This window comes from Rhizobium sp. USDA 4016 (genome assembly GCF_056279705.1).
In genome coordinates, this window is the sequence record NZ_JBWCCY010000002.1 from 39,703 (window position 1) to 66,059 (window position 26,357).

The window sequence follows — 26,357 nt, forward strand, 5'->3', positions numbered from 1 at the left end:
GTTGTTTCGCCACATAACAAACTGGACCTGTCTGGGAGCTCGACGTGGCACTCGCGGAGCGCCTGCCCGCGCTATGTGCGGGGTTAGCGCGAGCACCCTTTTAGTATGCGATAAACCGTCCGGCGAAAATGACAGCGGTCCATCGATCATTGCATCTTCGCCTATGATCGCGCGCACCTGGGCAGCGGCCATGTCGATAAGCCCATGCGGCTGTTCCAGCAGGCATCATGCATGCACCATGAGCCGTGCGGCTGCAACGTCTGCTAGGACCGACAGCGCCAGCGATGCCGAATCTCGTGTTGGCCCAAAAACACCGATCGGCGCCTTGATACGGTGAAGTTCACCCTCGCCGTATCCGAATTCTTTCAAACGATCGATGCGCCTCCGGTGTGTCCGTGTGCTTCCCAACGCGCCTATATAAAAGGCCGAAGATTTCAGAGCGACATCGAGAATTGGCTCCTCTTGGTCGAGGTCGTGATGGAGGAGGACAACGGCGGCGTACGCATCAATCTGCGTGCCAAAGCGTGTCGGCCCTTCCCCCGGCTCTCGGACGAACACCTGATAGCCAGAAGCCCTAGCGAGGCGCGCAACAGCCTCCGCTTCGACCGTCTGCCCAGAGATGACAAGGCGTGTATTCGGTCGATACACCACCAGAAAATCGGTGCCTTGCCGGCTTGCCCGCTCTGCCGGTTCGACGACTGTCAGCGACTGGCTTTGGGGCGAGTAGCGAAGTCCGGCCGGCCGGCGTTGCCTGAGACATTCGAGTACGTGCTCGATGCCTGCGATCTCCTGCAGAAGATGGATCGCGACCGTGATTCCGCCACCGCAGGGAAGAACGATGTCCAAGAAGGGAGAGCCGTCGCCGAACATCACGGTCCGATCACATCCCGCCTCCATGGCGAGAAGAGCTTCTGCCGCGACGGCGGCCTCGACGCATCCGCCGGAAACGTAGCCGCAGAAGCGACCGTCAGCTGCCACCACAACATGGGAACCAAGGGCACGTGCCGCACCGCCGCGGATCTCGATGAGCGTAGCAAGCGCCACGCCGCCGTTACGATAGGCGTCGACGGCGAAGCGAAGGACCTCGACAGGATCGTCGTTCAAGAGCGCCCTTGCCGGTGTCGGCAGGGAAACGGGAGCGAAGATTTCGGTCAATGCGAAAATCCTTTGGGAAGTTGACGGCGGGTTGGTGAACTTCCGCCGCCAATTGCGTCATGCGACGTCCGGGAGGCCGCCAATCAGCTTGTCAAGCGTGATCGGATAGTGCCGGACCCTGACACCCGTCGCATTATGGATGGCGTTGGCGATTGCGGCGGAAACGCCGCACAAGCCGAGCTCGCCGATGCCCTTTGCCTTCGTTGGCGACGACATCGGGTCGGTCTCGTCCATGAAGATTACCTCCTGGTGCGGGATGTCGGCGTGTACCGCCACCTCGTAGCCGGCGAGATCGTGATTGACAAAGAAGCCGCGGCGCGTGTCGACTGCCAGTTCTTCAGAAAGCGCCCCGCCGGCACCCATGGTCATCGCTCCGATCACCTGGCTGCGCGCGGTGATCGGGTTCAGGATGCGTCCAGCCGCGCACACCGCCAGCATCCGCCGGATCCGGCTCTCGCCGGTGGCGACATCGACGCCGACCTCGACGAAGTGCGCGCCGAAGGTCGACTGCTGGTGCGTCTCCGACAGCTTACCCCATTGGATCGCGTCCTCGCCGACAAGACCATCGGCACCCGCCGCTTCGCCGAGCGGTACCGAGCGGTTACCGGAGCGAACCTCGCCGTTCTCGAAGATGACGTCCTCGGAGTTGAAGCCGAGTTTCTGGGCCACGGCCTCGCGGAGCTTGACGCAAGCGGCGTAAACGCCGGCGGTCGAACAGTTCGCGCCGAACTGGCCGCCAGAACCCGAAGAGACCGGAAAGCGGGAATCGCCGAGCTGGACGCCGACCTTGTCGACGGTAACGCCCATCATCTCCGCCGCTGTCTGCGCGATGATGGTGTAGCTGCCCGTGCCGATGTCGGTCATGTCGGTCTCGACTGTGACGACGCCTTCCCGGTCGAGGCGGACACGCGCTCCTGACGGAAGAAGAAGATTGTTGCGGAACGCTACACCAACACCCATGCCGATAAGCCAGTTTCCCTCGCGGCGTGAGCCCGGCCGTCCTCGGTTCTTCCATCCGAAACGTTCCGCCCCGAGCTTGAGACATCCGACGAGGTCACGGTGAGAAAACGGTCGCTCCGGCTTTTCAGGATCGACCTGGGTGTCGTTGATAATCCGGAATTCGACCGGATCGATGCCGAGTTTCTCGGCCACTTCGTCCATGGCAATCTCCAGCGCCATAAGCCCGGGCGCCTCGCCCGGAGCGCGCATAGCGTTGCCCTCGGGCAGATCAAGCGTCGCCAGCCGCGTTGTGGTCATGCGGTTTGCTCCGGCGTAGAGCAGCCGTGTTTGCATGACCGCCGCCTCAGGGCCTCCGCCTTCAAGGTCACCAGACCAGCTTTCATGGGCAATCGCGGTGATCTTTCCATCCTGCTGGGTTCCGATACGGATGCGCTGAATCGTCGCTGGACGGTGCGTCGTGTTGTTCATCACGAACGGTCGCGGAAGCGCGACCTTTACCGGACGGTTGGCCGCCTTTGCTGCGAAGGCGGCAAGCACGGCGTCCGCTCGCAGGAACAGCTTGCTGCCGAAACCGCCGCCGATGAACGGTGACATCAGGTGGATCTTCTCCTTGTCGATGTCGAGGGTCGTTGCTAGGTCAGACCGCCACCAGTCAATCATCTGGCTTGAAGTCCAGACCGTCAATTCGTCGCCGTCCCAGGCGGCGATGGAGGCATGCGGCTCCATCATTGCGTGGGACTGGTCGGGCGTCGTGTAGGTCTCCTCGAACGTGACCGGAGCGGCTCTGAAAGCGGCATCGAAGTCGCCCGCAGCGGAGTCCGGATCACCTGACTCGGGCTTTACTGCCGAGTCCATGGCCTGGCGCAGATCGAAGGCTCCCCTTTCTTCCGCGTAGTCGACCTTGACAAGCGCGGCGGCGGCGCGGGCCTGTTCGAAGGTCTCGGCGACAACGACCGCTATCGCCTGGTGGTAGTGCTGCACCTCATCGCCGCCGAAGAGCTTCGCGGTATTGAACCTCCCCTTCTTCCGTTCTCCGATGTCCGGTGCGGTCACCACGGCGATCACGCCCGGCGCCTTCTTCGCCGCGGAGACGTCCATCGACTTGATCCGCCCCTTGGCAATCGCCGCGCCGACGGGGTAGCCATAGGCGTACGGCGTGTTCGGATCATGCCACTCGTAGGCATACATCGCGCGGCCGGTCGTCTTGAGATGGCCGTCGATGCGGGGGATGGGCTGACCGACGACCTTGAGGCGGTCGATCGGATTGGTCGTCGCTGGTGTATCGAACTGCATGAGTTACCCCCTGGCTTCGGCAATGATCGCGCCGAGCGTGCGCTCGACCAGGTCGACCTTGAAACGGTTCTGTTCGGTGGGACGGGCGTCTGCGAGCAGTATGCCCGCCGCCGCCCGTGCGCCTTTCGGCAGTTCGGCTTCGGCCGCCTCGATGCGCCACGGCTTGTGGGCAACGCCACCAACGGCGACGCGTCCGGTGCCGTCGGTCTGGATGACGGCACCGACCGAGACGATCGCGAAGGCATAAGACGCGCGGTCGCGGACCTTGCGGTAGATTTGCCGGCCGCCGATCGGTGGCGGCAGCACGACCGCGGTGATGAATTCTCCGCTCTCGAGGGCGGTCTCGATATGGGGCGTGTCGCCCGGCAGGCGATGGAAGTCGGCGATCGGGATGGATCGACGGCTGCCGTCAGCCTTTACCGTCTCGACGACTGCGTCCAGCGCCCGCATGGCGATCGCCATGTCGCTCGGATGGGTGGCGATACAGGCTTGGCTGGTGCCGACGACGGCATGTTGGCGGCTGAAGCCGCCGATGGCCGAACAGCCGCTGCCCGGTTGGCGCTTGTTGCACGGCTGGTTGATATCGTAGAAATACGGACAGCGCGTGCGCTGCAGGAGGTTGCCGGCCGTTGTCGCCTTGTTGCGCAGTTGTCCAGAGGCACCTGCGACGAGCGCCCGGGACACAAGCCCATAGTCGCGACGTACAGTCTCATGCGCGGCGAGGTCCGTGTTGCGGACAAGCGCGCCGATGCGCAGCCCACCCTCCGGAGTGGCTTCGATCTTGTCCAGGCCGAGGCCGTTCACGTCGATCAGATGCGTCGGCGTCTCGATCTCGAGCTTCATCAAGTCGAGAAGGTTCGTGCCGCCGGCAATGAACTTGGCTTGCGGATTGGAGGCGACCGCCTTGGCCGCGGCTTCGACGGACGAGGCACGTTCATACCTAAAGGCTCTCATGCTTTTGTCCCCGCGGCTTCGACGATGGCATCGACGATGTTGGAATAGGCGCCGCAGCGACAGATGTTGCCGCTCATGCGCTCGCGGATTTCGGTGGGAGTGATGGCCGCCTGTGCGGTTAGGTCGCCCATGACGTGGCTTGGGATGTTCGCCTTGATCTCCTCGAGCACCGCGACGGAGGAACATATCTGTCCAGGCGTACAGTATCCGCATTGGAAGCCGTCATGCTTGACGAAAGCAGCTTGCATCGGGTGAAGCTCGCCCGGCTTTCCGAGGCCCTCGATTGTGGTGACCTCATCGCCCTCGTGCATGACGGCGAGTGTCAGACAGGAATTGACGCGGCGGCCGTCGACCATGACGGTGCATGCACCGCATTGGCCATGGTCGCAGCCCTTCTTGGTGCCGGTCAGATGGAGGTGCTCGCGCAGCGCGTCGAGCAGCGTTGTTCGATTGTCGATATCGAGACTGCGGCTTTCGCCGTTCACCGTCAGCGACACCTTCGACGTATGTTGCATTGCATTTCCTGCCGCTTGTGCAGCCGCTTCACCAGCCGCGGCAGTCGCCACTGCGACTGTCGCAGCCGACGAAATAAGTAAGTTCCGGCGGGAGATTTCAAGTTGGATGGGGCCCTGCATATCCTGCTCCACTTCATTCCTTCGGTATCTTTGAGCGCGGAGGGACCGCGCCTTTTTGGAACGTAGTGCGGCAATCAAGAGATGATTAGGTGGGCCTCGTTTCTTGAAGTTATCGCTCTGATTCATGAATGGCGTGACGGTGGCAATGCCGCCGACGATTTCAGATGGTCTAGCCCGAGGACTTGAAACTCATGACTGATACACGTTGAGCGTCAGCCCAATCGTGGCCCGGTACCTGAACAACCGCTGAAAGTATGTCGGGCGGCCTGAAGCGAATAGCAACGAGTCCAGGCGACTGAACAATGTCCAGGCTGGCGAGAAAATTGCGCAGCACGCGCAGCAAAGAGGTACAAACCGCTGGCCTATTTCGGGGACAGATGGTTCACGGTCGGTGGTGCGGCAGAATGGCTGACCACAATCGACCGGCAAGAGCACGACGTCGGCCTCCTTACCAGGACGTTCGACGTTGCGCCACTACTGCCGTTCGCCGACATCGGCAGCGTCAATTAAGTATCTTGAACGCAGACGCGGTAAGATTGGCTCGGCTCTTAAGCGTAATTTGCGTATCCGGCCGGTTGTTCTTACCGGACGGATACGCAGTTCTACGTGTCCCCGATTTGTGTTCAGTTGAAGCGCAACATCGTTTTGATCGCCCTACGCTCGTCCATTGCACGGTAGCCTTCCGCGACATCCGTGAGCGGAAGCGTCAAATCGAATACCTTGCCAGGCTCTATCTGGCGCTCAAGCACAATGTCCATTAGATAGGGAAGGAAACGGCGCACGGGTGCGGGTCCGCCAAGCAGGCTCTTCTGTCCGAAGAAGAGCCCTTCACCATCGAGCTGCACGCCATGCGGCACGCCAACAAAGCCAATGGAACCGCCGGGACGCGCGCAATTCATAGCCTGCATCATCGATTCCTGAGTACCAACGCATTCCAGAACCGAATCCGCTCCCACGCCTTTGGTGAGTTCTTTGATCCGGGCAACACCGGAATCGCCGCGCTCGGCGATGATGTCGGTGGCGCCGAATTCAAGGGCGAGATCCTGCCGGGTCTTGTGGCGGCTCATGGCAATGATCCGTTCTGCACCCATCTGCTTGGCCGACAGCACGCCCATCAGGCCGACTGCGCCGTCACCCACGACCACGACAGTTGAGCCAGGCTGGACTCGGGCTGCATCGGCGGCGTACCAGCCGGTGCCGAGCACGTCTGAGGTTGCCAGAAGGCTTGCAATCAGGTCGTCCGAGGGCAGTGTCGCTGTCGCAACCAGAGTGCCGTCTGCAAGCGGGACACGTGCGAGAGGTGCCTGTGCGCCGCTCATGAATTCGCGCTGCTCGCACGACGATTGGAAGCCGAAGCGGCAATGAGGGCAGGTGTTGTCAGATATGCAGAACGAACCAACCACAAATTGGCCAGGCCGGACGGTCGTGACCGCGGAGCCAACTTCTTCGACGATGCCGCAATATTCGTGACCCATCGCCATGGGTGCCTTGATGTCGTTCAGGCCACGGAAAGGCCAAAGGTCGGAACCGCATATGCAACTGGCGGAAAGCCGAATGATGGCGTCGGTGGGGTGAATAATCTGCGGTTCGGCAACCTCTTCACAGCGCACGTCGCCCGGCGCATAGAGCATTGTTCCCAGCATTTGATGTTCTCCCTATCGATTGCCCGTTTGGTGCGCGACGATAGCAGATTCCTCGACTGTACATTAGCCGTGCATTTGTGGATGGTCTTATGAGTCGGATTCATAAATCTGGAGTGAGACAGTGTCGCCGGATTGTCGCTCGCTGGAGACAACCCTGTCATTTTGCGATGCCGGATGATTGAGGTCTTGTTTGGTCGGTGGAGGAGATGCGCACTTTCTTGGCTCCGCGGACCGGCGCTCGTCTCTTTGTAGCGTCAAAGGCTACAAAAACGGGAAATAATGTCGCCATCAATGGCCTTCATTCTGCGGTAACACTCACTACTTGTCATGCAACTTCGATCAGGGCGTCTAGTCGAGGAACCCGGAATTGAGCGAATCGTGATGCAACGCCGAGCGAGCAGTGGCTTTAAGGTAGTGGCGCGCGATCTCAGAGGGTTCCAGCAATGGTGGTACGTGATGGGTTAACTCAACTCGCCTGTTTCGCTGGAGTTTGCAACTCGGTAGGCCCGATCGGAAGAGCTTGCATCGACCAATGGTTGTTCAGAAATCAGTATTGAGGAGGATTTTGCATGAAAGCCACCCGCCTGGCAGGTTTTATTTGACATTTCCAAGCTTGAAGGAGCCACCCCATGGGACGACTTGCGTTTGACAGCATGGCAAAGGCGCAGGCGCGGTCCAATTCTCCAGCCTATTCTGCTTTGAGGCCGTTGCGTCAGCGGGCTGGCAGACCGCACGCTATATCATCGAGGGGCCACCACAGTGACATTCGCGGCAATCCACTTTGTCGGCGGATCGAGTGATCAGCGCCGCTGAGGCCAGCCATTAAGTGCTTGATCGGCACGCAGATGCCCCGGAGTTACAATGCAATCTTCTTCAAACCTGGGCTCGAATGACGGCAGTTGGCCAATTCGACGCACCAGGATTCTTGACTGGCTCGTTATCGAGGCGCGGAGCGAACGCTTCATCGACAAGATTTTTGCGGAGATGTGCGAGAGGCTCATCGATGCCGGTATACCTGTGGCGCGGGGGACGCTTCACTTCAGAATACATCATCCGCAATGGCTTGGTTCTCGCATTTTGTGGCGAAAGGGCATGCGCGAGGCAGAGATACGAACTTTCGACCACGGTCTTTTGGAGACCTCACAGTATCTCAACAGCCCTATTAACGAGATCCATAGTGGAGCAAGTGAGGTGCGGTGGCGTCTCGAGGGAACGCCGGAGGGGGTTGTTCATTGCCCGCTCTACCGTGAACTGCGCGCCGATGGTCTTACCGACTATATTGTTTGGCCCCTCGAGCACACGCTGGACAAACGGCATGCCGTCACCTTCGCCAGCGAAAGACCCGGGGGGTTCACGCCCGATGACATTGTCTGCCTCAAAGACCTTCTCGCGGCACTGGCGCTCGTCAGTGAAATCAGGCTGAAGAACCGCCTTGCCCGAACACTTTTGGAAACCTATGTGGGGCCGCACGCAAGCGAGCAGATCCTGGCCGGCGCGATCACTCGTAGCAGCGGCGTAACGGTCGAGGCAGCGATCCTGGTCTGTGATCTTCGCGATTTCACGAAAATATCGGACCTTTGGCCACGCGATAACGTCATCGAACTGCTCAACGACTACTTTGACGCTATGTCAGAGCCGATTGAGAGGCGCGGCGGCGAAATTCTGAAATTCATGGGAGATGGCCTTCTCGCCGTTTTCCCACTCACCAATCCAACGGCCTGCGACGATCTGCTCCTGGCAATCAGCGAGGCGAACGCCGCCGTGGACCGGCTAAACGAGAATCACCTTTCCGAAGGACGCAACGTTCTCAACTACGGGATCGGCGTCCATGTCGGCGACGTCATGTATGGAAATATCGGCTCGCGCAGGCGTCTCGACTTCACGGTGATCGGCCCAGCCGTCAATGCAGCGTCTCGTCTGGAGAGCTTGACGAAAGAAACAAAACGTCCCGTGCTGATGTCCAAAGCCTTCGTTGATATGGCGGGCTGCGAAGCCGTGGTAGAGAATCTCGGTTTTTTCCCGTTAAAGGGCCTTGGAGAGCCTATCGAAGTATTCGCGTTTGTAGACAGCACGACGCGAAGAAGTTCTTTGCGATAATCTTCATCATCTGGCCTCTTTAAACGCACAGCTTGGCGTGGTTTCCTGATCAGACGTGTAGGCTCGTGAACGTGAGGTATTTGGCACTGGCCCATGAAACGCTTGGAAGTCATGGGCCTGCGGTGGCAGCGTCAAGCGAAATCAGTTCGGCGAATTCTCAAAGATGGACTTCACGACGCCAGCTGCCTGGATCGCGTTGCCCCAGCCGGCATAAAATGCGATGTGGGCGAGCGCCTCGCCGATCTCCTCTTTGGTGACACCTTTGATTACCGCGCGATTCATATAGAAAGACAGGAACGCCGTCTGCCCGAGAGCCGCAAGCGTCGCAACGGTCGCCAGCCCGCGATCACGCGGCGCAAGGCCAGGACGCAACCAAACCTGATGATAAAGAAGATCGTCGGTAAAGTGCTGAACAGCCTGCGAACCGGGTGCCACGCTTTCGGCGATGAATGCAACGCGGGTGCTTTCGTCGGGCAATGCTTCCTCGATCGAAAGTAGGCTGGGCGATACGTCCGGAAGCTGGTCGATGCCGATCCCGCGCTGGGCAAAGATTTCCTTCAACACCATGACCGACGCAAAAGCATAGGGCCAGCTCGCGTAAAAAGCGAGATGAGTGATGAGTTCGGAAAGCTCGCTTGGCTTCAATCCGCTGTCGAGCGCCTTATTGAAGTAGTGCGGCAACGCGATAGTGGCATTGCGTGAAATCAGTGCCGAAAGCGTTACAATGCTGCGGTCGCGCGGCGAAAGGCCAGGACGACTCCAAAGTTCCTCGATGATCGCTTCCTGGGTGTACTTGACCAAAACCGGGGCGACGGAGCCAACCGCTTGAAACAGCGGGGCGGTGTCGGTATGGTTGGCGTTGGACATTTCCGTTTTCCTTTTATGAATGCAACACTTTATCGGTCAGCGAGACGACGAGGGTTTCTTGTTGCGCCGCGGATAATTGTGTCGCGCTTGAGATGGTGACGAACCAGCCTTCCAATCGCCGACTTGGCCGATCACGCTGCGAATAGCTTCACCAACGCCGTGTGCCGATGCGGGGTTCTGGCCGATCACCAGCCGCCCGTCGACGACGACATTGGCCGACCAGTTCGGCGCCGGTTGGTGCAGCGCGCCACGAGCTTTCAACGTCGGGGCCAGCAGGAACGGCACGATCTTCGTTGCCTGCACTTCCTCCTCCTCCTCGTCGGTGAATGATGCCAAGCGCTTGCCGGCAACCAGATAAGAGCCGTCACCCAGTCTAGCGTTCACGAGCGCAGCCGGGCCATGGCACACCGCGGCCACGATGCCGCCAGCTTCGTAGATTGCGGGAATGACCCGTTGCACAGCCATGTTGTCGGCGTAGTCCCACATTGTCCCGTGACCGCCGGCAAAGAAGATCGCGGAATAGCGGAGGGGTCGAGCTCTGCCAGGTTCGGGGAATTGGCGAGCGCGCTGCGAAAGACGGGATCTTTCCAGAAGCGCGCATTCACTGCATCGGATAGGTCGAAGCCATCGATGGGAGGCTGTCCGCCTCGAACCGACGCCAGTTCCGTGTTTATGCCGAAATCCTGCAATACCGCCAGCGGATGGGTGAGCTCACTTAGCCAGAAACCCGTCGGTTGGCCGCTATCACCCTTAATCGGATGGCTGGTTACCACACAAAGAACAGGTTTGATTTGGTCAGGCATTTGCTCCTCCTTCGGAGTGTAAGGATGCCATATCGATCACGAACCGATACTTGACGTCGCCTCTCAGCATGCGTGCGTAGGCATCATTGACTTCTTGCATGCGGATCACTTCGATCTGGGAGGTGATCCCGTGCGCGCCGCAGAAGTCGAGCATCTCCTGCGTCTCGGCGATTCCGCCGATGAAAGAACCCATGACGATCTTGCGGCCCCGGACCAGCCCGCCAGCGTTCGCAGGCGGATCAAGCAGGCCCCATGTACCCCAAGAGCACCAACGCTCCCTCCAGGGACAACGTGGAGAGATACGGGTTGATGTCATGCCTATAGGGCACCGTGTCGACAATGAGATCGAATCTGCCTGCAACAGCCGCCATCTGTTGCGGGTCGCTCGACAGGACAACGTGATCCGCTCCGAGATCGCGTGCATCACCTTCCTTCCCTGCGGAGCGGGTGAAAACGTCACTCGGCGCCCAGCGCCTTCGCAAGCGTGATCGCCATGGAACCTAGGCCGCCCAGGCCGACGACGGCCACGCGGCTTTCCTCACCGATGTGCCAGTAGTGCAACGGCGACCAGGTGGTGATGCCTGCGCACAGAAGTGGGGCCGTGCCCGCCAGGTCGATTCCATCCGGTATGCTTAAGACGAAGTCTTCCGAAACGACCATCCTGTCGGAGTAGCCACCGAATGTCGTCAGACGATCATGTCGATCGACACCGTTGTAGGTGGAGGTCGGAACTTCTTCGCAGAATTGCTCAAGCCCTCTGAGGCGCGGCTTGCAATGCCTGCACGAGTCGACCATGCAGCCGATGCCGACATGATCTCCAGGCTTGAAGCGGCTGACATCTCGACCAACCGCTGTTACACGCCCGACGACTTCATGGCCGGGGACGACGGGATAGTTCGTGAAGCCGCCGTGATTGCGGGCGATGTGCAGGTCGGTGTGACAGACCCCGCAATAGAGCACATCGATAACAACGTCATCCGAGCGCGGCTCTCTCCTGGAAAATCGGTGAGGCGAGAGCGTATCCGTTGGTGATGCGGCTGAATAGCCAAGGACTTCCATGACAGACGTTCCTGACGTTAGACCTGACCCTGACTGAATTGGTAGGTGATTTCAGCGACGCGCTGGCCAAGATGCGCGGCTGTCTTCAAGTCACTTTCGATGGGGGACAATTCCGGTGATTCATCATTTGACTGGGCCATGGCACCGAGCCAGCCACCCACACGGTTTGGTTCGTCATTGGATCGACCCGGAAATAGGTCGAGACCAACCCAGATCATGCCGTGCTGAGCCGCAAACAGTGCCATGGAAATCAAGGAGTTGAGCTTGTCGCCATGCATGGCCCCCGAATTCGTGAAGCCTGCGGCAATCTTGTTGCGCCACGACTGTGGTATCCAGGCCTGACGGGTCGAATCCTCCATGAATTTCTTCAGGCGAGCGCTGACCATGCCGTTGTAGGTCGGGGAGCCGAAGATGATGGCATCGCTTGCTTCCAGGACTTCCCAGGAAACGTCACCATCGGTGACCGCGATGAGCCTGGCCTCGACTCCCGATACTCGGCCGACGCCCTCCGCAATGGCCTGCGCCTGCTTTGCGGTATGGCCGAAGCCGCTGTCATAGACGATTGCAATCTGCATTTGATACTTCCTTTGGACCCGTAAAACTTGATCGCCATGGACCGGCGGCTGATTGAATGCGAAAGAATTCGTTCCCTTCCCTGCCCGGCAGGATTTAGAGAGGCGATTTCTCGGCTAGAAAACTCTTATGTGATACTGTAGAATCTTATACTACGGTGGCGATGTTTGTTCCCATTCATGTAGAATGTGACGCTACAATGCGAAGCGGATAAAATGAGAGAAAGTCTGGATGGTGTGGCTGTCTTCGTTGAAGCGGTGGAGGCGGGAAGCTTTGCTAGGGCAGCCGATAGGCTTGCTTTGACGCGTTCGGCCGTCGGCAAGACGATTGCACGTTTGGAAACACGCCTCCGTGTTCGTCTCTTCAACCGGTCGACCCGCAGCCAGTCTCTTACGGAATATGGCGCGATTTACTATGAACGCTGCCTGCGAGCCCTTGAGGAACTCCGTGCTGGCGAGGCGTTGCTGGAATCAGGCAGACACGAAGTGGCCGGCCGACTGAAGGTATCAATGCCCGTCCTGTTCGGCCGCTACTGCGTCGAACCGATCCTGCTGGAACTGGCTCGGGACCATCCGAAGCTGGAACTGGATCTGCGGTTCAGCGACCAGGTCGTCGACATAATTGCCGAAGGATATGATCTCGCAATTCGCAACAAGGCCCCCGGTGTCGCTAGCGGGTTGGTCACGAGAAGGATTGCCCTTCAGAATAAGGTCGTCTGTGCGGCGCCGGCCTATCTCGCAGAACACGGCACGCCTGTCGAAATTGCTGAGCTTCTTCAGCACGATGCTCTGGTTTATTGGCGCAACGACCAGCCTTATCCTTGGACGCTGCGGAATGGCGACGGCCAGCTACAAGATGCACAGTTGAAATGGCGGCTGCAATTTGACAGCCAAGAAGCAATCACCGACGCGGCGGTTCAAGGAATGGGGATCGCGTGGCTACCCAAATGGCTTGTTTCCTGCCACATTCGCACAGGGCGCCTTGTTGTCCTGCTTCAGGACTGTGCCTCGCCGCCTCTGGAAACATATGCAGTTTGGCCCGCCACCCAGTATCTGCCGATGAGAATGCGCGTAGCAATCGATGTGCTTGCCCAAAGGCTTGATGCTGTCGCGAATAGCGAGCAGACTTTCTCTTGGGATCAAATGGATCTCTATTGAAACGGACTGGTCCTCGCCGTCTCAGATTGCGAGGCCTGTGCCAAATCCGCGTTATCTGCGACCGAGCGCTCGTTCCGACAAGGTATGAGCGTGCGGTGAAGAGGATGCCGCGTGGCGGGCGCAATAACCGGTGGCGGCGGTCACGCCATTGCCGACATTCGTTTGGTCTCCGACGGGTTTCCACCGTAGCTGGCCTTGTAGGTCCCTGAAAAGCGTCCGGGATGAACAAAGCCCCATCGCAATGGGATTGAGCCACCGTCTGTTGGTTTGTGGGATCCATGAGGTCGCGCCGGGCCGCTTGCAAACGCATGGTTCGCAAGTAGGGCCCGGGCGGTTTTTCCTTGAAAGCGCGAAAGCCCGTCTCCAACGCCCTCACAGACGTTCCGACGGCCTCAGCGACCATCGGCAATGTAATGGGTTGGTCTATGTTTGCCTGCCTGTACTCAATCACGAGACGAACGTGTTTGGGTGCGACGACAAACGCCCTATGATCCAAAAGCTTCGAAAAACCATGAGGGATCAACCGCACCACCATATCTGCAAGCGCGCTTGAGTCATAGCCGCCATTGCAATCGGGGAGTGGAGCAGCGGGTCGTTGTTGCGCATGCCCAAACAATGATCCGGATCAATCCCTCGACGAGCTTGTGACTTGCGCGCAGAAACACACCCGGTCCTGTCGAACCTTCCACGCGCAAACGGAATGACCAACAACGTCGCCGGGCCGCGTGGCAATAACCGCGACGCGTTCATAGACATCGTCCATGTCGAGGAGCTCGCCCGACCGAATTGACTTTGCCGTTGGGCGATGTAAGACGGGAGGGCAACGGAAGAATTGCCCTCCCGCGAACAATCAGGCGACTTCTGCAGAGAAACGTGCAAATAGCGGCTTAAGGCGAGGATGACGCGCCGCCTGAGGCGGATGAATCTCTACTGTTCGGCCGGATTTCGTCTCGCGCCTGAGCCATTCGCTGATGGTCTCTGCACTGGTGTGATCCATGTAGAGCAGGTGTTTGCCGATAATACTGACTTTACGGCCTTCGGGCAGCCCTTCGAGCGTGCTAAGCAACACCGGCACGTCCTTGCAGGTGACCGCTCCGCCCAGTCGGACATGAATTTCATCGTCGACCTCGGAATGCCTGATTGCGAGCTTTCGGCGCAGATAAGGAAGAATTTCGAGGATCGACAGCGCAAGGCCGAGCGCCACCCCGACCAGCAGGTCCTGCAGGACGACCATGGCCACCGTGACGGCCCAGATTCCAACCGGCATGAGACCATGGTGTTCGAACAGGTGGCGCACATGGTGCAGGCTGATCAGCCGCCAGCCGGTGACGAGCAGCACGGCGGCGAGCGCCGTCAAGGGTACCATTTCCAGCAATCCCGGCAAAAGCGCAACAAGGCCGAGGATCCACACGCCATGCAATACTGCCGAGGCCCGCGTGCGAGCCCCAGCCTGGACGTTGGCCGATGAACGGACGATGACACCGGTGATAGGCAATGCCCCGAGCAATCCGCAAAGCCCGTTACCGACGCCTTGGGCGAAAAGCTCCCTGTTGAAGCGCGTGCGTCCCCCGTCATGCATGCGGTCGACAGCGGCCGCCGAAAGAAGCGTTTCGGCGCTCGCAATGACGGCAATCATCAGGATCGTCAAGATAATGCCGGGCTGCGCTAGCTGGCCAAAATTCTCGGCCGTCGGTATCGATATGCTCTCTGCCAGTGAGGCAGGCACTTCCACACGGGCAATCGGGAGTTCAAGAGTGGTCGTCAGGACCGTCGCGGCAGCAACCCCGACAAGCGCCCCCGGAACCAGCGCCAGCCATTTGGGCCGGAATTGTTCCCAGCAGACCATGGCGAGGAGGGCGATTAGACCGACCAGTAGCGCGACGGCCTCGTTGGTCACGCTGGCGGCCCACAATCTACCGACACTCTCGTTTATCGCGGTGACATTCTCGATGCCGCCGGCGGCAGGTTTGGCATCCATGAGCACATGGACCTGTCCGAGGATGATCAAAATGCCGATGCCGGCCAGCATGCCATGAACGACGGCCGGCGAAATTGCTCTGAACCAGGAGCCGATCCTGAGGAAACCCGCCAAGATCTGCAGGAGGCCGACGATGAGCAGCACGGGACCGAGCATGGCAACGCCGTACTGTTCGACGAAGCCGAAGACGATGACGGCAAGACCGGCGGCAGGCCCGGAGACCTGAAGAGGCGAGCCTGCCAGCAGGCCGACAACGAGGCCTCCTATGATACCGGAGATAAGCCCCATGGCCGCTGGTACCCCGGAGGCGATCGCAATTCCCAGGCAGAGCGGAATGGCGACAAGAAAAACCACCAGAGACGAAGCGAGGTCGCGCGAGAATGCAGAGCCGTTGTTTATCATGGCACTACTCCCCGCCAAGCGTTGCGGCAACCCGCGGCATGACATGCGGGTGGTCTCGTCCTGTGATGGCGACCGGCAGCGGCTCGCCCTCCTGCACCTCGGTAAACGTCGCCAAAACCCCGTCATAGACTTGGACCTCGCCCGTCCCGATGTCGAAGAACCAGCCGTGCAGCGTGATCTCGTTGGTCGCAAGCTTCGCAGCCACCGACGGATGGGTCTTTAAATGGTCGAGCTGCACGACGACGTTTTCCATTGCTACCGCACGCACGCGGTCAGTTTCGGAGAGATCGTCGGGATAGGCTTGGCAAACAATCGAATAGGCGGCGTGGCTGTGCCGCAGCCAGGCTGCGACATTCGGCATTGGTTCCAGCATTTGCGGGTGGCACAGCCCTTTCATCGCCCCGCAATCGGAGTGACCGCAAACGACAATGTCGCTGACGCCGAGCGCCAGGATGGCATATTCGATTGCGGAAGAGACCCCACCATTGAGGGTCGAGAAGGGGGGAACGATATTGCCGGCATTGCGGCAGACGAAGAGATCGCCGGGACCGGACTGTGTTATCGTTTCCGGCATCACTCGGCTGTCGGCACAAGATATCATCAGGGCATGTGGCTGCTGGCCTTCGCGCGCCAGCTTGCGGTAAAGCGCCGAATGATTCGGAAACACGGCGCCACGAAAACTGGAGATACCTTTCAGGAAGTCACCCATATATCGGATCCTCTTTCTGGCCGGACGTCGGACTGGGAGGATGTCTCTCATCCGGCGGGTTGCAGAAGCGATCTGTTCGCAGGTGCACAATAGAGGGCAGAACGCGAGCAAAAAAAGAGTCTCGCAGCATATTGCGTCGCAACATTTTTTGAACAAGACGTGATCTGGCTGATTGCCGCTCACGTCGCGAATTCCCGCGTTTTGAATCTCTGCGATCCTAGATGACGCTGGATTTCAGGGTCCGACGCCAAACTCGTCTGGGTCTCACTGAGGACACTCTCGCAAGTGACCCGAACGTGCGTATAGCGACCGGGGCTGTCGCTTAGCAGTTCATCGTTCTGCCGTCCGGAACCCGCCATTGCTCGCCTTAAAGCGAACGCGTCGTCACGATAGCGACTGCTCCAAGGTCAATTGACTGGAACACCGCAGCCATCCGGATGATAAGTCAATTATCTGATGATCGCTCGGTACGCGCCATAGCGCTTGAAAAGCCGTTGAGCGAGACCGCGGATATGGCGGACTGTGCGTTGTCGGCGACGATGGGGAATCTGCGGCATCTTGCCCGAATTTCAGGGGCAAGGTGCGCAGGACCTTGTAACGCCTGATCAATATTGAACGGCATTCTTTCTTCCGAAACATTTTGAGAAGAGAGCCGCCCAACTAACAACTCCGCTTAGGCCAACTACACGCGCCTATGAACGAGCAGGCCAAACGCGAGACTTCCGACGCCGCCAATCGCGATTACCCATCCCATCGGCAAGGTTTCCCGTCGGCAAACGTTCCGGCGACCGCTGAGCCGATGACGCCGCTTCCATATTGGATTGCGCCCATCAGTGCAGATACGGCACCAGCACGCATTGGAAAATCAGCCAGCGCCCCTGAAATCGCATTGGCGGTAACGAAGCCGTTCATTGCCGTAAACAACCACAGGCTCGCGGCCACTCCGAACAGACCGCCGAAATCGGTCGCCGTGACAAATGCCAGGATCGCTCCCGTCACCGCCGCCCCTATTGTCCCCACTTTCAGCATGCGATCACCGCCAAACCGCGTGACCAAGCGCGAATTTGCAAAATTTGTGGCCATCAGCCCGATTGTTCCGACGGCAAAGACCAGCCCGTAGAGCTGCGGAGACAGGTGATGATAATTGATATAAGCAAAAGACGAGCTCGAGATGCCGGCAAAGACGCCGGCATAGAAGAACCCGAGTGCCCCGGCATAGCCCAGTAGCCTGACATCACCAACGAGGCTTCCGTAGGCGGCGAAAGCGGTTGACAGCGGCTCGGCGTTCCGCCGTTCCGGCGGCAGGGTTTCCGGGAGTGTAAAGAGGGCCGCAAGCGTAAGAAGGCCGATGAGGACGAGTGTCCAGAAGATAGCCTGCCATGGTGCCACTTTAAGAATCAGTCCGCCGACGCTCGGACCAAGAAGCGGCGCGACGGCCATGACGGTCATCAGGGTCGATAGAACCCCGGCCGCGCGGTCACGGCCGTAGAGGTCGCGAACCATGGCGCGGGCGAGCACGACGCTGGCACAAGCTCCAACAGCTTGAAGGACCCGGCAGGAGATCAGTTGAACGACGTCGGTCGATAGGGCGCAACCGGCGGAGCCAGCCATGAAGAGGACCAGACCTATCGCGATAGGAATGCGCCGCCCGCACCTGTCGGCAATCGGTCCCCAGAACAACTGTCCGACACTGAAGCCGATCAGATAGCCCGAGACGGTGTATTGCAATGTCCCCTGGGTTGCTGCCAACGCCACACTCATGGCTGGCATGGCGGGCAGATAAAGGTCGGTCGAGAGCGACGCGAACGCCAGCAGCGTGCCGAGAACAATCATGAGCCAAAGCCCCGACCGCTCCGAAGCACCTTCCGATTCCACGGCCACAGCATCAACACTATATTTCATAAAACGACCTTCATGCGCTGTTTCCAGGCAATCACAGGCGCTATCGCGCGGCATCGGCAAGGCGTCAGCGTACGGTATAGCCGCCATCGACCGGCAGCGCGTGTCCGATGACAAAGGTTGAAGCGGGACTGGACAGCCACAGGACCGCATCGGCGATCTCTTCTGCACGGCCGAGACGGCCGATCGGAACGTCCTTCATCATGACGTCCATGGCCTCGGGCTGCGTTTCCAGCATGCCAGTAACCATCGGGGTCGCAATGATGCCAGGGCATACGGCATTGATCCGGATTCCCTTCGAAGCGTATTCCAACCCAGCGCTTCTGGTCAGTCCGACGACGCCGTGCTTGGACGCATGGTAGATGCCACGCTCGGCGATGCCGACCAGACCGCCGAGCGACGAGTTGTTGACAATGGTTCCATTTCCTTGCTCGCGCATCTGGATCAATTCGTACTTCATGCAGTTCCAAATGCCGCGAAGGTTCACGCCCATCACGAAGTCGTAGTCTTCCGGATTGGCGTCCGCTGTTTCGGCAACCGGGCTCTGAACACCGGCATTGTTGAACGCGGCGTCGAGGCGGCCGAACGTCGCCACCGTCTCGTCCACCATTGCCTCAACATCTGCCATCTTGGCGACGTCGCATCGTATGCCGATCACCTTGTGGCCAGCGGCAGCGAGTTCTTCGGCGGCAGTGCGAACGGCATCTTCATTGACATCCGCCAGCGTTACCGCCGCGCCAGCCGCCGCGAACGCCTTGGCGGTGGCAAGCCCCATTCCGGATGCAGCGCCCGTGACGAGTGCCACCTGATTTTCGAATGAGAAGGTCATGATATTTCCTCTCTGTTTCGTGAATGAACGGACACAGCGCCCAGGCATTGCAAGGATTGGACGGCACGGGCCGAGCAGACATTGGTTATTTCGCGCGTGACAATTTCAGCAGGCGGTCTTGCGACGGCCCTTCAGCGCGCGGCGACCTATTGGTCGTGATGACGTAAATGTCCTCGCCGACGGGCAGCACGTCTCTCAGCCGGTCGCCTGAGCTGAAGATCGGCCTTAACCTGCCCCCTCTCTCATCGAAGGCGTAGAGCGCTTTTGACGCGAGTGCCGTGACAAGCAGTTCCTTGCCCGCAAAGGCGATACCGGACGGAGCCCAGGTCTCGTTGCCAGAATGAAGCATTGGTTTTGCCATACCCTGCCGTTGGTCATCTCCGGAAATGAGTGGCCAGCCGTAGTTGGTTCCAGGGGTCACAAGGTTGATTTCGTCGTGGGCCGATTGTCCGTGTTCGGCAACGAGGAGCCGACCTCCGTCGTCCCAGGCAAGTCCTTGCGGATTGCGATGGCCGTAGGAATAGACGTAGGAGCCGGGGAACGGATTGTCGTCCGGAACCTTGCCGTCCAGCGTCATCCGCAGAACCTTGCCGGCAAGGCTATTCAGATCCTGTGGCCGTTGCCGGTTCTCCGTCCATCCGGTCGTGACATACAGGTTGTCGTCGGGGCCGATGGCGATGCGTCCGCCGTTGTAAAGCCGATGACCCGGAATTCCATCGACGAGGACATGTGTCTCCTGCCAAGTGCTTCCATCGAAGCGCGCCTCTATGACCTTATTGGTCAACCCGGCGTCGGAGTTGTAGGTGTGATAGAAATAGGCCGTACCATTGCTCCGGAAGTCTTTCGACAGCGCCATTCCGAGCAGGCCCCCACCACCCTCTCGGGCGATGGGGTCGGAGGTCTTCACCGGATGGCGCGTCAGACGCCCATTTTCAATGATGACGACGTCGCCGGCCGCCTCCGTCAGAAGGATTCGATCGCCCGCCTGTTCGATGTCCCAGGGATAGTCGAGGCCCTCGACGATCACGTCGACCGTCCAGTCCGAACTCGTCGTTCCGGAGATTGGCGACGCGACGTCGGTATCCTGTCCCCATGCCACTGACGATGACAGGAAGGTGGCCAAGGCAATCACCTTGCCTGCTGCTTTCAGGTATCTCATCGGAATATCCCCTTGGAAGTTGCTGCGTCAGTCGAGATATTGCTCGTCCGAGACCTTCTCCATCCAATCGACGTTTTTGCCATCCTTCATGTTGGTGATGGCGATGTGTCCGACGCCGTTGGTGTCGGTGGCACCGTGCCAATGCTTGACGCCAGGAGGCGTCCAGATAACGTCGCCCGGTCGCATGACGCGCTTTTCGCCGCCTTCTTCCTGCACCCAGCCAGTCCCTGTCGTGACGATCAGAACCTGCCCAGCCGGATGCGTGTGCCATGCCGAGCGTGCACCCGGCTCGAATGTGACGTGGCCACCGGTATTGCTCGTATGTTCGTTGTTGGAATAGAGCGGATCTACCGTAACCGAGCCCGTAAAGTTCGCCTCCGGACCCTTCATCGAAGGCCGCGAGCCACCAGGCATGAATTGCATGGACTCAGCATGGGCTGACGTCGATGCGACGAGGGCGAGAGCAATGGCGTTGAGCGTGAGCTGTTTCATATTCCGTCCTTTCTTTCCAATTCGATGAATGATGCCGCCATGGAAGAAGCTCCAAGGCGGACTTGCGTTCGAGATCAGGTTTGCGGCCGGCCGCCATGTCGATGACAAAGCGATAGCGGCGTCCTGTGCCACGACGCATTCGTAGGCCCGGTCGATGGCGATATGCGTCATCACGGTGGTTGGCGATGCGCCGTGCCAAAGCTTTTCGCCCGGTGCGCACCAGACCACATCACCGGGGTGGATTTCCTCGATCGGACCGCCTTCGCCTTGCACGCGACCGAAGCCTGCCGTCACGATCAAAGTCTGGCCAAGCGGATGCGTGTGCCATGCGGTTCGCGCGCCGGGCTCGAAGGTAACGGCCCCTGCCATGCCACGCCGTGCGTCGTTGGCCGCAAACAACGGGTCGATGCGAACCGTTCCGGTAAACCAGTCCGCCGGCCCCTTGCCCGAGGGGATGGAGCCGTTTCGGGTGATCGCCATGCGCTCATTCCTGTTCACAAACGTCGATGTGAAGGAAGATAGCGTCCCTTATTGAGAAGGATTAGAGGGCAAATCCTGCAAGGACATATGGGCTCCACGCATGAATTGAGGGCTGTCGTGCCGTTTTTCCGTGGTACAATAACGTATATCACTTATGCAGGGAGTTCATGAATGCTGCGTGAGAACGTCAATGATCTGCTTGCTTTCTTGGTGGTTGCGCGTGAGCGGAGCTTCACCAAGGCGGCCGCCAAGCTCGGGATGTCACAGTCGGGCTTGAGCCACACGGTCCGTGGCCTCGAGGAGCGCCTTGGACTTCGACTACTGACGCGCACGACACGAAGCGTCGCGCCGACACCGGAAGGAGAACGGCTGTTGACGACGATCGGCCCACGGTTCGAGGAAATCGAAGGCGAACTGATCGCGTTGACGGATCTGAGGGAAAAACCCGCCGGGACCATTCGTATCACCGCGGAAGACTTCGCCATCGACCATATCCTGTGGCCAAAGCTCCGAAAGGTTCTGCACGAATATCCCGATATCAAGGTAGAATTCATTATCGACTACGGACTGACGGACATCGTTGCCGAGCGGTTCGACGCAGGCGTGCGTCTGGGCGAGATCGTGTCGCAGGGAATGATCGCGGTGCGAATAAGCCCCGAGCAGCGGATGATCGTTGTCGGCTCGCCCGATTACCTCAAGCGATGCCCGGCACCTATCGTTCCCCGGGACCTGACGAATCATAACTGCATCAATCTGCGACTTCCGACGCGCGGTGGCGTCTATGTCTGGGAGTTCGAGAAGGATGGCCAGGAACTGCGTGTGCGTGTCGACGGCCAGATGACCTGCAACGGCATTACCCAGATCCTCAACATGGCCATTGACGGCTATGGGCTTGGTTTTGTCCCCGAAGGTCTAGCAATACCAGAGGTCGATGCCGGACGTGTGGTCGAGGTGCTGGGGGACTGGTGCCCTTACTATCCGGGATATCATCTGGTTTATCCAAGCCGCCGACAGGCTTCCGCGGCATTCACCGTCATACTGGAAGCGCTGCGTGACCGGGGATAGCGGGTGACGATCCAAACCCGGCTGCGCCAGTCCAAGCTCCAAGCGGAAACCGGCGCGATCGAGGCGGTCGGACTGTCAACCTGGTCGCTTTTCGAAAACGTCCTTGGCAACAGGAACGGGGGAGAAGACGTTCGGTCAACCGGCATAGAACGTCAGTTGCGTCAGCATCTCCGATGCCTGCTCCTTCGTCAGTCCGTTAGCCAACCCCACATGTCGCGCCATCTTTCGTCGGGATGTGCCTTACTCCACTGATAGAGTTTACGCTGAACGCCGAGTATCCAGGCGAGATCCGCCCGGCGATCCATGTCCACAGATCATTCCTCCGTCATACAAGTCTATCGTCTTCCTGCTTCCCTTCGCCATGTATGCGGCTTTCCCGCACTCCGACTACTACGGAAGCTCCGCCCTCGGGTTCGTCCTTCTCCGGCCGTCGCGGCTAGCCCAGTTCCTGCTAGGCGGGCGATCCGAGTTCCCGTGTTCCGATTCCCGACCTTTGTGCCGTTAGGTGGTGAGCTCTACCCCTGACAATTCGGGAGGAAAGGCTATCGAGAGTGCCCCTTCCTCGGATGCGGTGACCGCACCCAGCAGCGGAGAACTACAAGCCCCGCCGCTTCAGATTGCTTGGCCCTCTCGCCATCACGATTTAAGGGCGTTATTCGGTAAATACGGAGGCTTCCAGCACTCACTTCGTTGCCTCACCATAGACACTGTGGTAGCCCGGCCTACGGCTGATGGGCCGTATCCGTTTCATTTAAGATCGATCTGCTGATGACACCCAACCGACGACGCTCGGCCGAGCTTTTCGATCCCCTTCCGTCTACTACTCTCTGTAGAGGGGTGACATTACAGTCACCGGTCAAGAACCAGCCAGTTTAGAAGGCTATCTTTATTGCATGATAACCTCCCGCCCTTCACGGCGCACTGTTAATGCCGTAAGAGATGCGGTTCCGGGACCCGGCGCTCGCCCACTGGTCGTTCTCTCGCATGGCTATGGAGGCAGTTAGCGCAGGATTTTGAACTGCTCTTGTCCCGACCCCTTTCTGCGCGGCGTCGATGCCTTCCATGACCTTGGCGAAATCGCCCCAGCGGGTGATCTTGCGGAACTTGTCGGGGTCGAGCGAATCCAGCGAGACGTTGATGCGGCGCACGCCGCAATCATGGAGCTCCTCGGCGTGACGGGAAAGCTGCGAGCCGTTGGTCGTCAGCGTCAGCTCGTCGAGGCCGGAGCCGATCCTTTGGCCGAACCGGCGGACGAGATGCATGATGTTCTTAGGCCGTGAGAATGGCAGGCATGACACTGTTCCTCTTTTCTCTATCGCTTGTTGTCGGGCGAAATGAGAAACTGACCCCGCATTGCCTCACGTTGATTGCTACCGATAAGGTCCCCGTCCCGAGGGGATGAAGCCGTTGTTGTCATCCTGGTTCGGAGGATGGATGGCGAGGCGGGTTAGCATGGCGACACGGTCGGAATTGGTCGAAGCGATTGTCGAGCGATATCGATCGAGCTACCGAGCCGACAAGCAACGGATTCTGGACGAGTTCGTCGCAGTTACCGGTTATCATCGCAAACATGCGATCCGAGTGCTCCGCCGTCGAGCGACGGGTTCGCCACCCACTAGACAATATCCCGTGCGCTATGGCGCCGATGTTCGGGAGGCACTGGTAGCATTGTGGGAAGCATCCGACCGCCTCTGCTCGAAACGCCTCAAGCCGCTGATCCCCATCTTGCTGCCGGCTCTTGAGCGGCATGGCCGGCTGGATCTTGATATCGAGCTTCGCGACAAGCTGCTGACAATCAGCGCAGCGACCATGGATCGCCTCCTGTCGGAAGTGCGTGCTGTGGCCCGGGGCGGACAACGCCGCCGTGCCGGAATGAGTTCTGCGGTTCGGCGGTCGGTTCCTGTGCGAACGTTCGGGGACTGGAACGATCCGCCGCCAGGTTATGTCGAGGTCGACTTCGTGGCCCATTCCGGCACCTCTTCATCCGGCAGCTTCGTACAGACAATGGTTGCTGACTGATATCGCCACGGGTTGGACCGAATGCGTGCCGGTGCGGACGCGAGAAAGCGGTCTCGTGATCGCTGCCATTAAATGTGCCAGGTCGCTGTTTCCCTTTCCGCTGCTGGGCGTCGACTTCGACAATGACAGTGCCTTCATGAATGAACTCGTGGTCTCTTGGTGCCGAAGTCAAGGGTTGGAAGTGACCCGTTCCCGTGCCTATCGGAAGAATGATCAGGCATGGGTCGAGCAGAAGAACGGCGCCATCGTTCGACGGCTGGTCGGCTATGGCAGGTTCGTGGGTGCCGAAGCCACGGCAGCACTTGTTCGCCTCTATGACTCGGTGCGGCTGCACGTCAATCTCTTCCAACCTTCATTCAAGCTGCGAGAGAAGACCCGCATCGGCGCCCGTGTGATCAAGCGCTATCACCCGCCAGTGCCGCCGGTCGAACGCGTATTGGCCCATCTCGAGGTGGCCGAGATCGACAAGGAGCGGCTGCGCGCGATGTTAGCAACGGCGGACCCGGTAATGCTCTTCACTGGCATCCGTGCGGCGCAGGAGGATTTGGGAAGACGCGTCGATCGGCGTGGAGTGCAAGTAACGCCTGAGGAACCTGTCGTCATCGACCTGCAGCGCTTCACCGCTAATCTGAAGACGGCTTGGAAAGCTGGCGAGGTGCGACCTACGCATAAAAGGTCATATCGGCGGACCAAACCCTATCCGAAGAGGCCGACCATGCTTGGGCCGTATGAAGCTCAGATTCGGGCATGGCTGGAGGCTGAGCCGACACTCTCGGGAGCCGTCGTGCTGCAGCGGCTGATGAACGTCGATCAGACACGGTTCACGAACAAAAGCCTGCGGACGGTGCAGATGGCGGTGAAAGCCTGGCGTCAGGAGTCCGCCCTTGAGATCCTCAATGGCGACTGGATGACGCCGGTTCTTCCACCCGCCAAATCGTTCGGTAACATTCTTCGGTGAGGCAATAGGCGGGGTCAATTCCTCGCTTCGCTTGACACTTGTGCCGTTCCCACGGCAGCAGCGACCGTTCGATCCTGGTCCTGGGTTGAAATCCGGTCTTTTTCTTAAAGAGCTATCCGTATCAGCGAAGTTCAGAGGCCACGGAATCGGAAGCCAACTAATGCGCGCAGTTGCCAAAGTGGCATTGGATTGCGGCCATGGCCGTGTCGATTGGACGCAGACGGAAGGAGGCTGCTGGCTCACTACGCGAACCTTGGGGCGGTGAGGCAGGACGAGAAGATCGTCTTGCGACGGTCAGGACGGGCCCTGACCATCCTGGCAACCCTCGAGGACGATACCCTGTGATCTGCGATGTGACAGCACCTGCCGGATAAGTAGGTCCGCAACGGAGACCGCAAAGACGTTGCGTCACCCTTCAGACCTCTGCTGCCAGGCCGAGCGCTTTCACAATTGCGACACTCAACTTCATCATCGTCCGGATGCGACCCAGAATCCGTCATGAACGGTAGCGGATTCTTCTTCAAGGAGGGGGCCTTCAACGGCGACTTTGCGCTGCCCGGCAGCGAAAACCTCACGGCAGGGCAGATCCATCGTCAAGTTTTCGGGGTCCGGACCGATCAGGGCCTTCAGCGTCTTCTCGCTCATTCCATGCACAACGCGGCCGACCCCAGTCCAATAGACGGACCCCGCGCACATGGCACACGGCTCCGCGCTCGTATACATCGTGCATTCGGCCAGAAACTCGTCGGTATAGGCTTTGGACGCGGTCGTCATCAGATTGCGTTCCGCATGGCCGGTGCGGTCGCTCTGCGTACCGCACGTGTTCATCGCTTCAAGCAGAATGTTTCCATCGGCGTCGGCAAGCAGGGCCCCGAAGGGATGATCGCCTCTGGCGCGGGATGTCCGTGCAAGTTCTATCGTCCGGCGAAGCAGTTTCAGATCGCGTTTTTGGTCGCCCATGTCTTCCCCTGTCGTTCGCCTTTTTTAACCGCACGGGCCCGAGGGCAGCAAGAGAAAATGCTGCAAAAACAGGCCGCCCAATGGTCTGCACATATTTTGCACAGCATGCTAGTTCCGGAAGCAGACCGGATGAAGTTAAAGTGACGAACCCGTGGAAACTGCTGGCTTTTATCTGGCACGCCGATTGCATCGTTTGTTTCGAGTAGAAGCG

The 26,357-nt window shown here is 59.3% G+C and carries 19 protein-coding genes and 6 pseudogenes; 6 read left to right on the plus strand and 19 right to left on the minus strand.

The window, feature by feature from the left end; all coding sequences use genetic code 11:
- Positions 1-225 precede the first annotated feature (225 nt).
- From ACZ9DP_RS01045 to ACZ9DP_RS01065, 5 genes are all read right to left on the minus strand, one after another.
- Positions 226-1,155 carry an XdhC family protein gene (locus ACZ9DP_RS01045; protein ID WP_476199772.1) on the minus strand — a complete coding sequence of 310 codons (930 nt, stop codon included), beginning with the start codon at positions 1,153-1,155 and terminating at the stop codon, positions 226-228.
- 57 nt (positions 1,156-1,212) lie between these two features.
- Positions 1,213-3,408 carry an aldehyde oxidoreductase molybdenum-binding subunit PaoC gene (gene paoC / locus ACZ9DP_RS01050; protein ID WP_476199773.1) on the minus strand — a complete coding sequence of 732 codons (2,196 nt, stop codon included), beginning with the start codon at positions 3,406-3,408 and terminating at the stop codon, positions 1,213-1,215.
- 3 nt (positions 3,409-3,411) lie between these two features.
- Entirely contained in the window at positions 3,412-4,362 is a 951-nt protein-coding gene (locus ACZ9DP_RS01055; RefSeq protein WP_476199774.1) for an FAD binding domain-containing protein, read from the minus strand.
- Positions 4,359-4,997: an aldehyde dehydrogenase iron-sulfur subunit PaoA gene (gene paoA / locus ACZ9DP_RS01060; RefSeq protein WP_476199776.1), complete on the minus strand. Its 639-nt coding sequence runs from the start codon at positions 4,995-4,997 to the stop codon at positions 4,359-4,361. The genes ACZ9DP_RS01055 and paoA overlap by 4 nt, the downstream gene beginning before the upstream one ends.
- A gap of 623 nt (positions 4,998-5,620) precedes the next feature.
- The gene (locus ACZ9DP_RS01065) at positions 5,621-6,640 is read right to left on the minus strand and encodes a zinc-dependent alcohol dehydrogenase family protein (RefSeq protein WP_476199778.1); all 1,020 of its coding nucleotides are present in this window, start codon (positions 6,638-6,640) and stop codon (positions 5,621-5,623) included.
- Between the two features lie 861 nt (positions 6,641-7,501).
- Here ACZ9DP_RS01065 and ACZ9DP_RS01070 point away from each other — a divergent pair.
- Complete coding sequence (locus ACZ9DP_RS01070) at positions 7,502-8,737, plus strand: adenylate/guanylate cyclase domain-containing protein (protein ID WP_476199779.1); 1,236 nt, start codon at positions 7,502-7,504, stop codon at positions 8,735-8,737.
- 141 nt (positions 8,738-8,878) lie between these two features.
- Here ACZ9DP_RS01070 and ACZ9DP_RS01075 read toward each other — a convergent pair whose 3' ends face one another.
- The 4 genes and pseudogenes from ACZ9DP_RS01075 to ACZ9DP_RS01090 all read right to left on the minus strand — a co-directional run bounded on the left by ACZ9DP_RS01075 (position 8,879) and on the right by ACZ9DP_RS01090 (position 12,041).
- The gene (locus ACZ9DP_RS01075; protein WP_476199780.1) at positions 8,879-9,604 is read right to left on the minus strand and encodes a carboxymuconolactone decarboxylase family protein; all 726 of its coding nucleotides are present in this window, start codon (positions 9,602-9,604) and stop codon (positions 8,879-8,881) included.
- A 129-nt stretch (positions 9,605-9,733) separates the two neighbouring features.
- A pseudogene (locus ACZ9DP_RS01080) lies at positions 9,734-10,407 on the minus strand (type 1 glutamine amidotransferase domain-containing protein); the annotation flags it as partial.
- Positions 10,400-11,466, minus strand: a pseudogene (locus tag ACZ9DP_RS01085) (NAD(P)-dependent alcohol dehydrogenase). The pseudogenes ACZ9DP_RS01085 and ACZ9DP_RS01080, both read right to left, overlap by 8 nt.
- Positions 11,467-11,483: 17 nt before the next feature.
- Entirely contained in the window at positions 11,484-12,041 is a 558-nt protein-coding gene (locus tag ACZ9DP_RS01090) for a flavodoxin family protein (RefSeq protein WP_476199782.1), read from the minus strand.
- 213 nt (positions 12,042-12,254) lie between these two features.
- Here ACZ9DP_RS01090 and ACZ9DP_RS01095 point away from each other — a divergent pair, with 213 nt between their 5' ends.
- Positions 12,255-13,196, plus strand: a complete 942-nt coding sequence (locus tag ACZ9DP_RS01095; protein WP_476199783.1) for a LysR family transcriptional regulator — start codon at positions 12,255-12,257, stop codon at positions 13,194-13,196.
- Between the two features lie 140 nt (positions 13,197-13,336).
- Here the strand turns inward: ACZ9DP_RS01095 and ACZ9DP_RS01100 are convergent.
- A pseudogene (locus ACZ9DP_RS01100) lies at positions 13,337-13,808 on the minus strand (helix-turn-helix transcriptional regulator); the annotation flags it as partial.
- Between the two features lie 37 nt (positions 13,809-13,845).
- On the opposite strand from ACZ9DP_RS01100, the gene ACZ9DP_RS01105 reads away from it, so the two are divergent.
- Positions 13,846-13,986: a hypothetical protein gene (locus tag ACZ9DP_RS01105; RefSeq protein ID WP_476199784.1), complete on the plus strand. Its 141-nt coding sequence runs from the start codon at positions 13,846-13,848 to the stop codon at positions 13,984-13,986.
- A gap of 60 nt (positions 13,987-14,046) precedes the next feature.
- Here ACZ9DP_RS01105 and ACZ9DP_RS01110 read toward each other — a convergent pair whose 3' ends face one another.
- The 7 genes and pseudogenes from ACZ9DP_RS01110 to ACZ9DP_RS01140 form a co-directional block, all read right to left on the minus strand.
- Positions 14,047-15,576, minus strand: a complete 1,530-nt coding sequence (locus ACZ9DP_RS01110; RefSeq protein ID WP_476199785.1) for a SulP family inorganic anion transporter — start codon at positions 15,574-15,576, stop codon at positions 14,047-14,049.
- Between the two features lie 4 nt (positions 15,577-15,580).
- A complete protein-coding gene (locus ACZ9DP_RS01115) occupies positions 15,581-16,285 on the minus strand; it encodes a carbonic anhydrase (RefSeq protein WP_194731526.1) in 705 nt (234 codons plus the stop codon).
- A 741-nt stretch (positions 16,286-17,026) separates the two neighbouring features.
- On the minus strand, positions 17,027-18,187 hold the full coding sequence (locus tag ACZ9DP_RS01120) for a multidrug effflux MFS transporter (RefSeq protein ID WP_476199787.1): 1,161 nt from the start codon (positions 18,185-18,187) through the stop codon (positions 17,027-17,029).
- 64 nt (positions 18,188-18,251) lie between these two features.
- Positions 18,252-19,013, minus strand: coding sequence for an SDR family oxidoreductase (locus ACZ9DP_RS01125; RefSeq protein WP_476199789.1), 762 nt, complete (start codon positions 19,011-19,013; stop codon positions 18,252-18,254).
- 85 nt (positions 19,014-19,098) lie between these two features.
- Positions 19,099-20,172, minus strand: coding sequence for a PQQ-dependent sugar dehydrogenase (locus ACZ9DP_RS01130; RefSeq protein ID WP_476199791.1), 1,074 nt, complete (start codon positions 20,170-20,172; stop codon positions 19,099-19,101).
- A gap of 27 nt (positions 20,173-20,199) precedes the next feature.
- Complete coding sequence (locus tag ACZ9DP_RS01135) at positions 20,200-20,595, minus strand: (R)-mandelonitrile lyase (protein WP_476202134.1); 396 nt, start codon at positions 20,593-20,595, stop codon at positions 20,200-20,202.
- Between the two features lie 222 nt (positions 20,596-20,817).
- Positions 20,818-21,144: pseudogene (locus tag ACZ9DP_RS01140) on the minus strand ((R)-mandelonitrile lyase); the annotation flags it as partial.
- A 171-nt stretch (positions 21,145-21,315) separates the two neighbouring features.
- Between ACZ9DP_RS01140 and ACZ9DP_RS01145 the strand changes: the two are divergent.
- The gene (locus tag ACZ9DP_RS01145) at positions 21,316-22,209 is read left to right on the plus strand and encodes a LysR family transcriptional regulator (protein ID WP_476199792.1); all 894 of its coding nucleotides are present in this window, start codon (positions 21,316-21,318) and stop codon (positions 22,207-22,209) included.
- Positions 22,210-23,246: 1,037 nt separating this feature from the next.
- Here the strand turns inward: ACZ9DP_RS01145 and ACZ9DP_RS01150 are convergent.
- A pseudogene (locus ACZ9DP_RS01150) lies at positions 23,247-23,480 on the minus strand (radical SAM protein); the annotation flags it as partial.
- Positions 23,481-23,607: 127 nt separating this feature from the next.
- On the opposite strand from ACZ9DP_RS01150, the pseudogene ACZ9DP_RS01155 reads away from it, so the two are divergent.
- A pseudogene (locus tag ACZ9DP_RS01155) lies at positions 23,608-25,186 on the plus strand (integrase catalytic domain-containing protein).
- Positions 25,187-25,226: 40 nt separating this feature from the next.
- Positions 25,227-25,451 carry a GNAT family N-acetyltransferase gene (locus ACZ9DP_RS01160; protein ID WP_476202135.1) on the plus strand — a complete coding sequence of 75 codons (225 nt, stop codon included), beginning with the start codon at positions 25,227-25,229 and terminating at the stop codon, positions 25,449-25,451.
- A 203-nt stretch (positions 25,452-25,654) separates the two neighbouring features.
- On the opposite strand, the gene ACZ9DP_RS01165 is transcribed toward ACZ9DP_RS01160, so the two are convergent.
- On the minus strand, positions 25,655-26,146 hold the full coding sequence (locus ACZ9DP_RS01165) for a nucleoside deaminase (protein ID WP_476199793.1): 492 nt from the start codon (positions 26,144-26,146) through the stop codon (positions 25,655-25,657).
- Positions 26,147-26,357 lie beyond the last annotated feature (211 nt).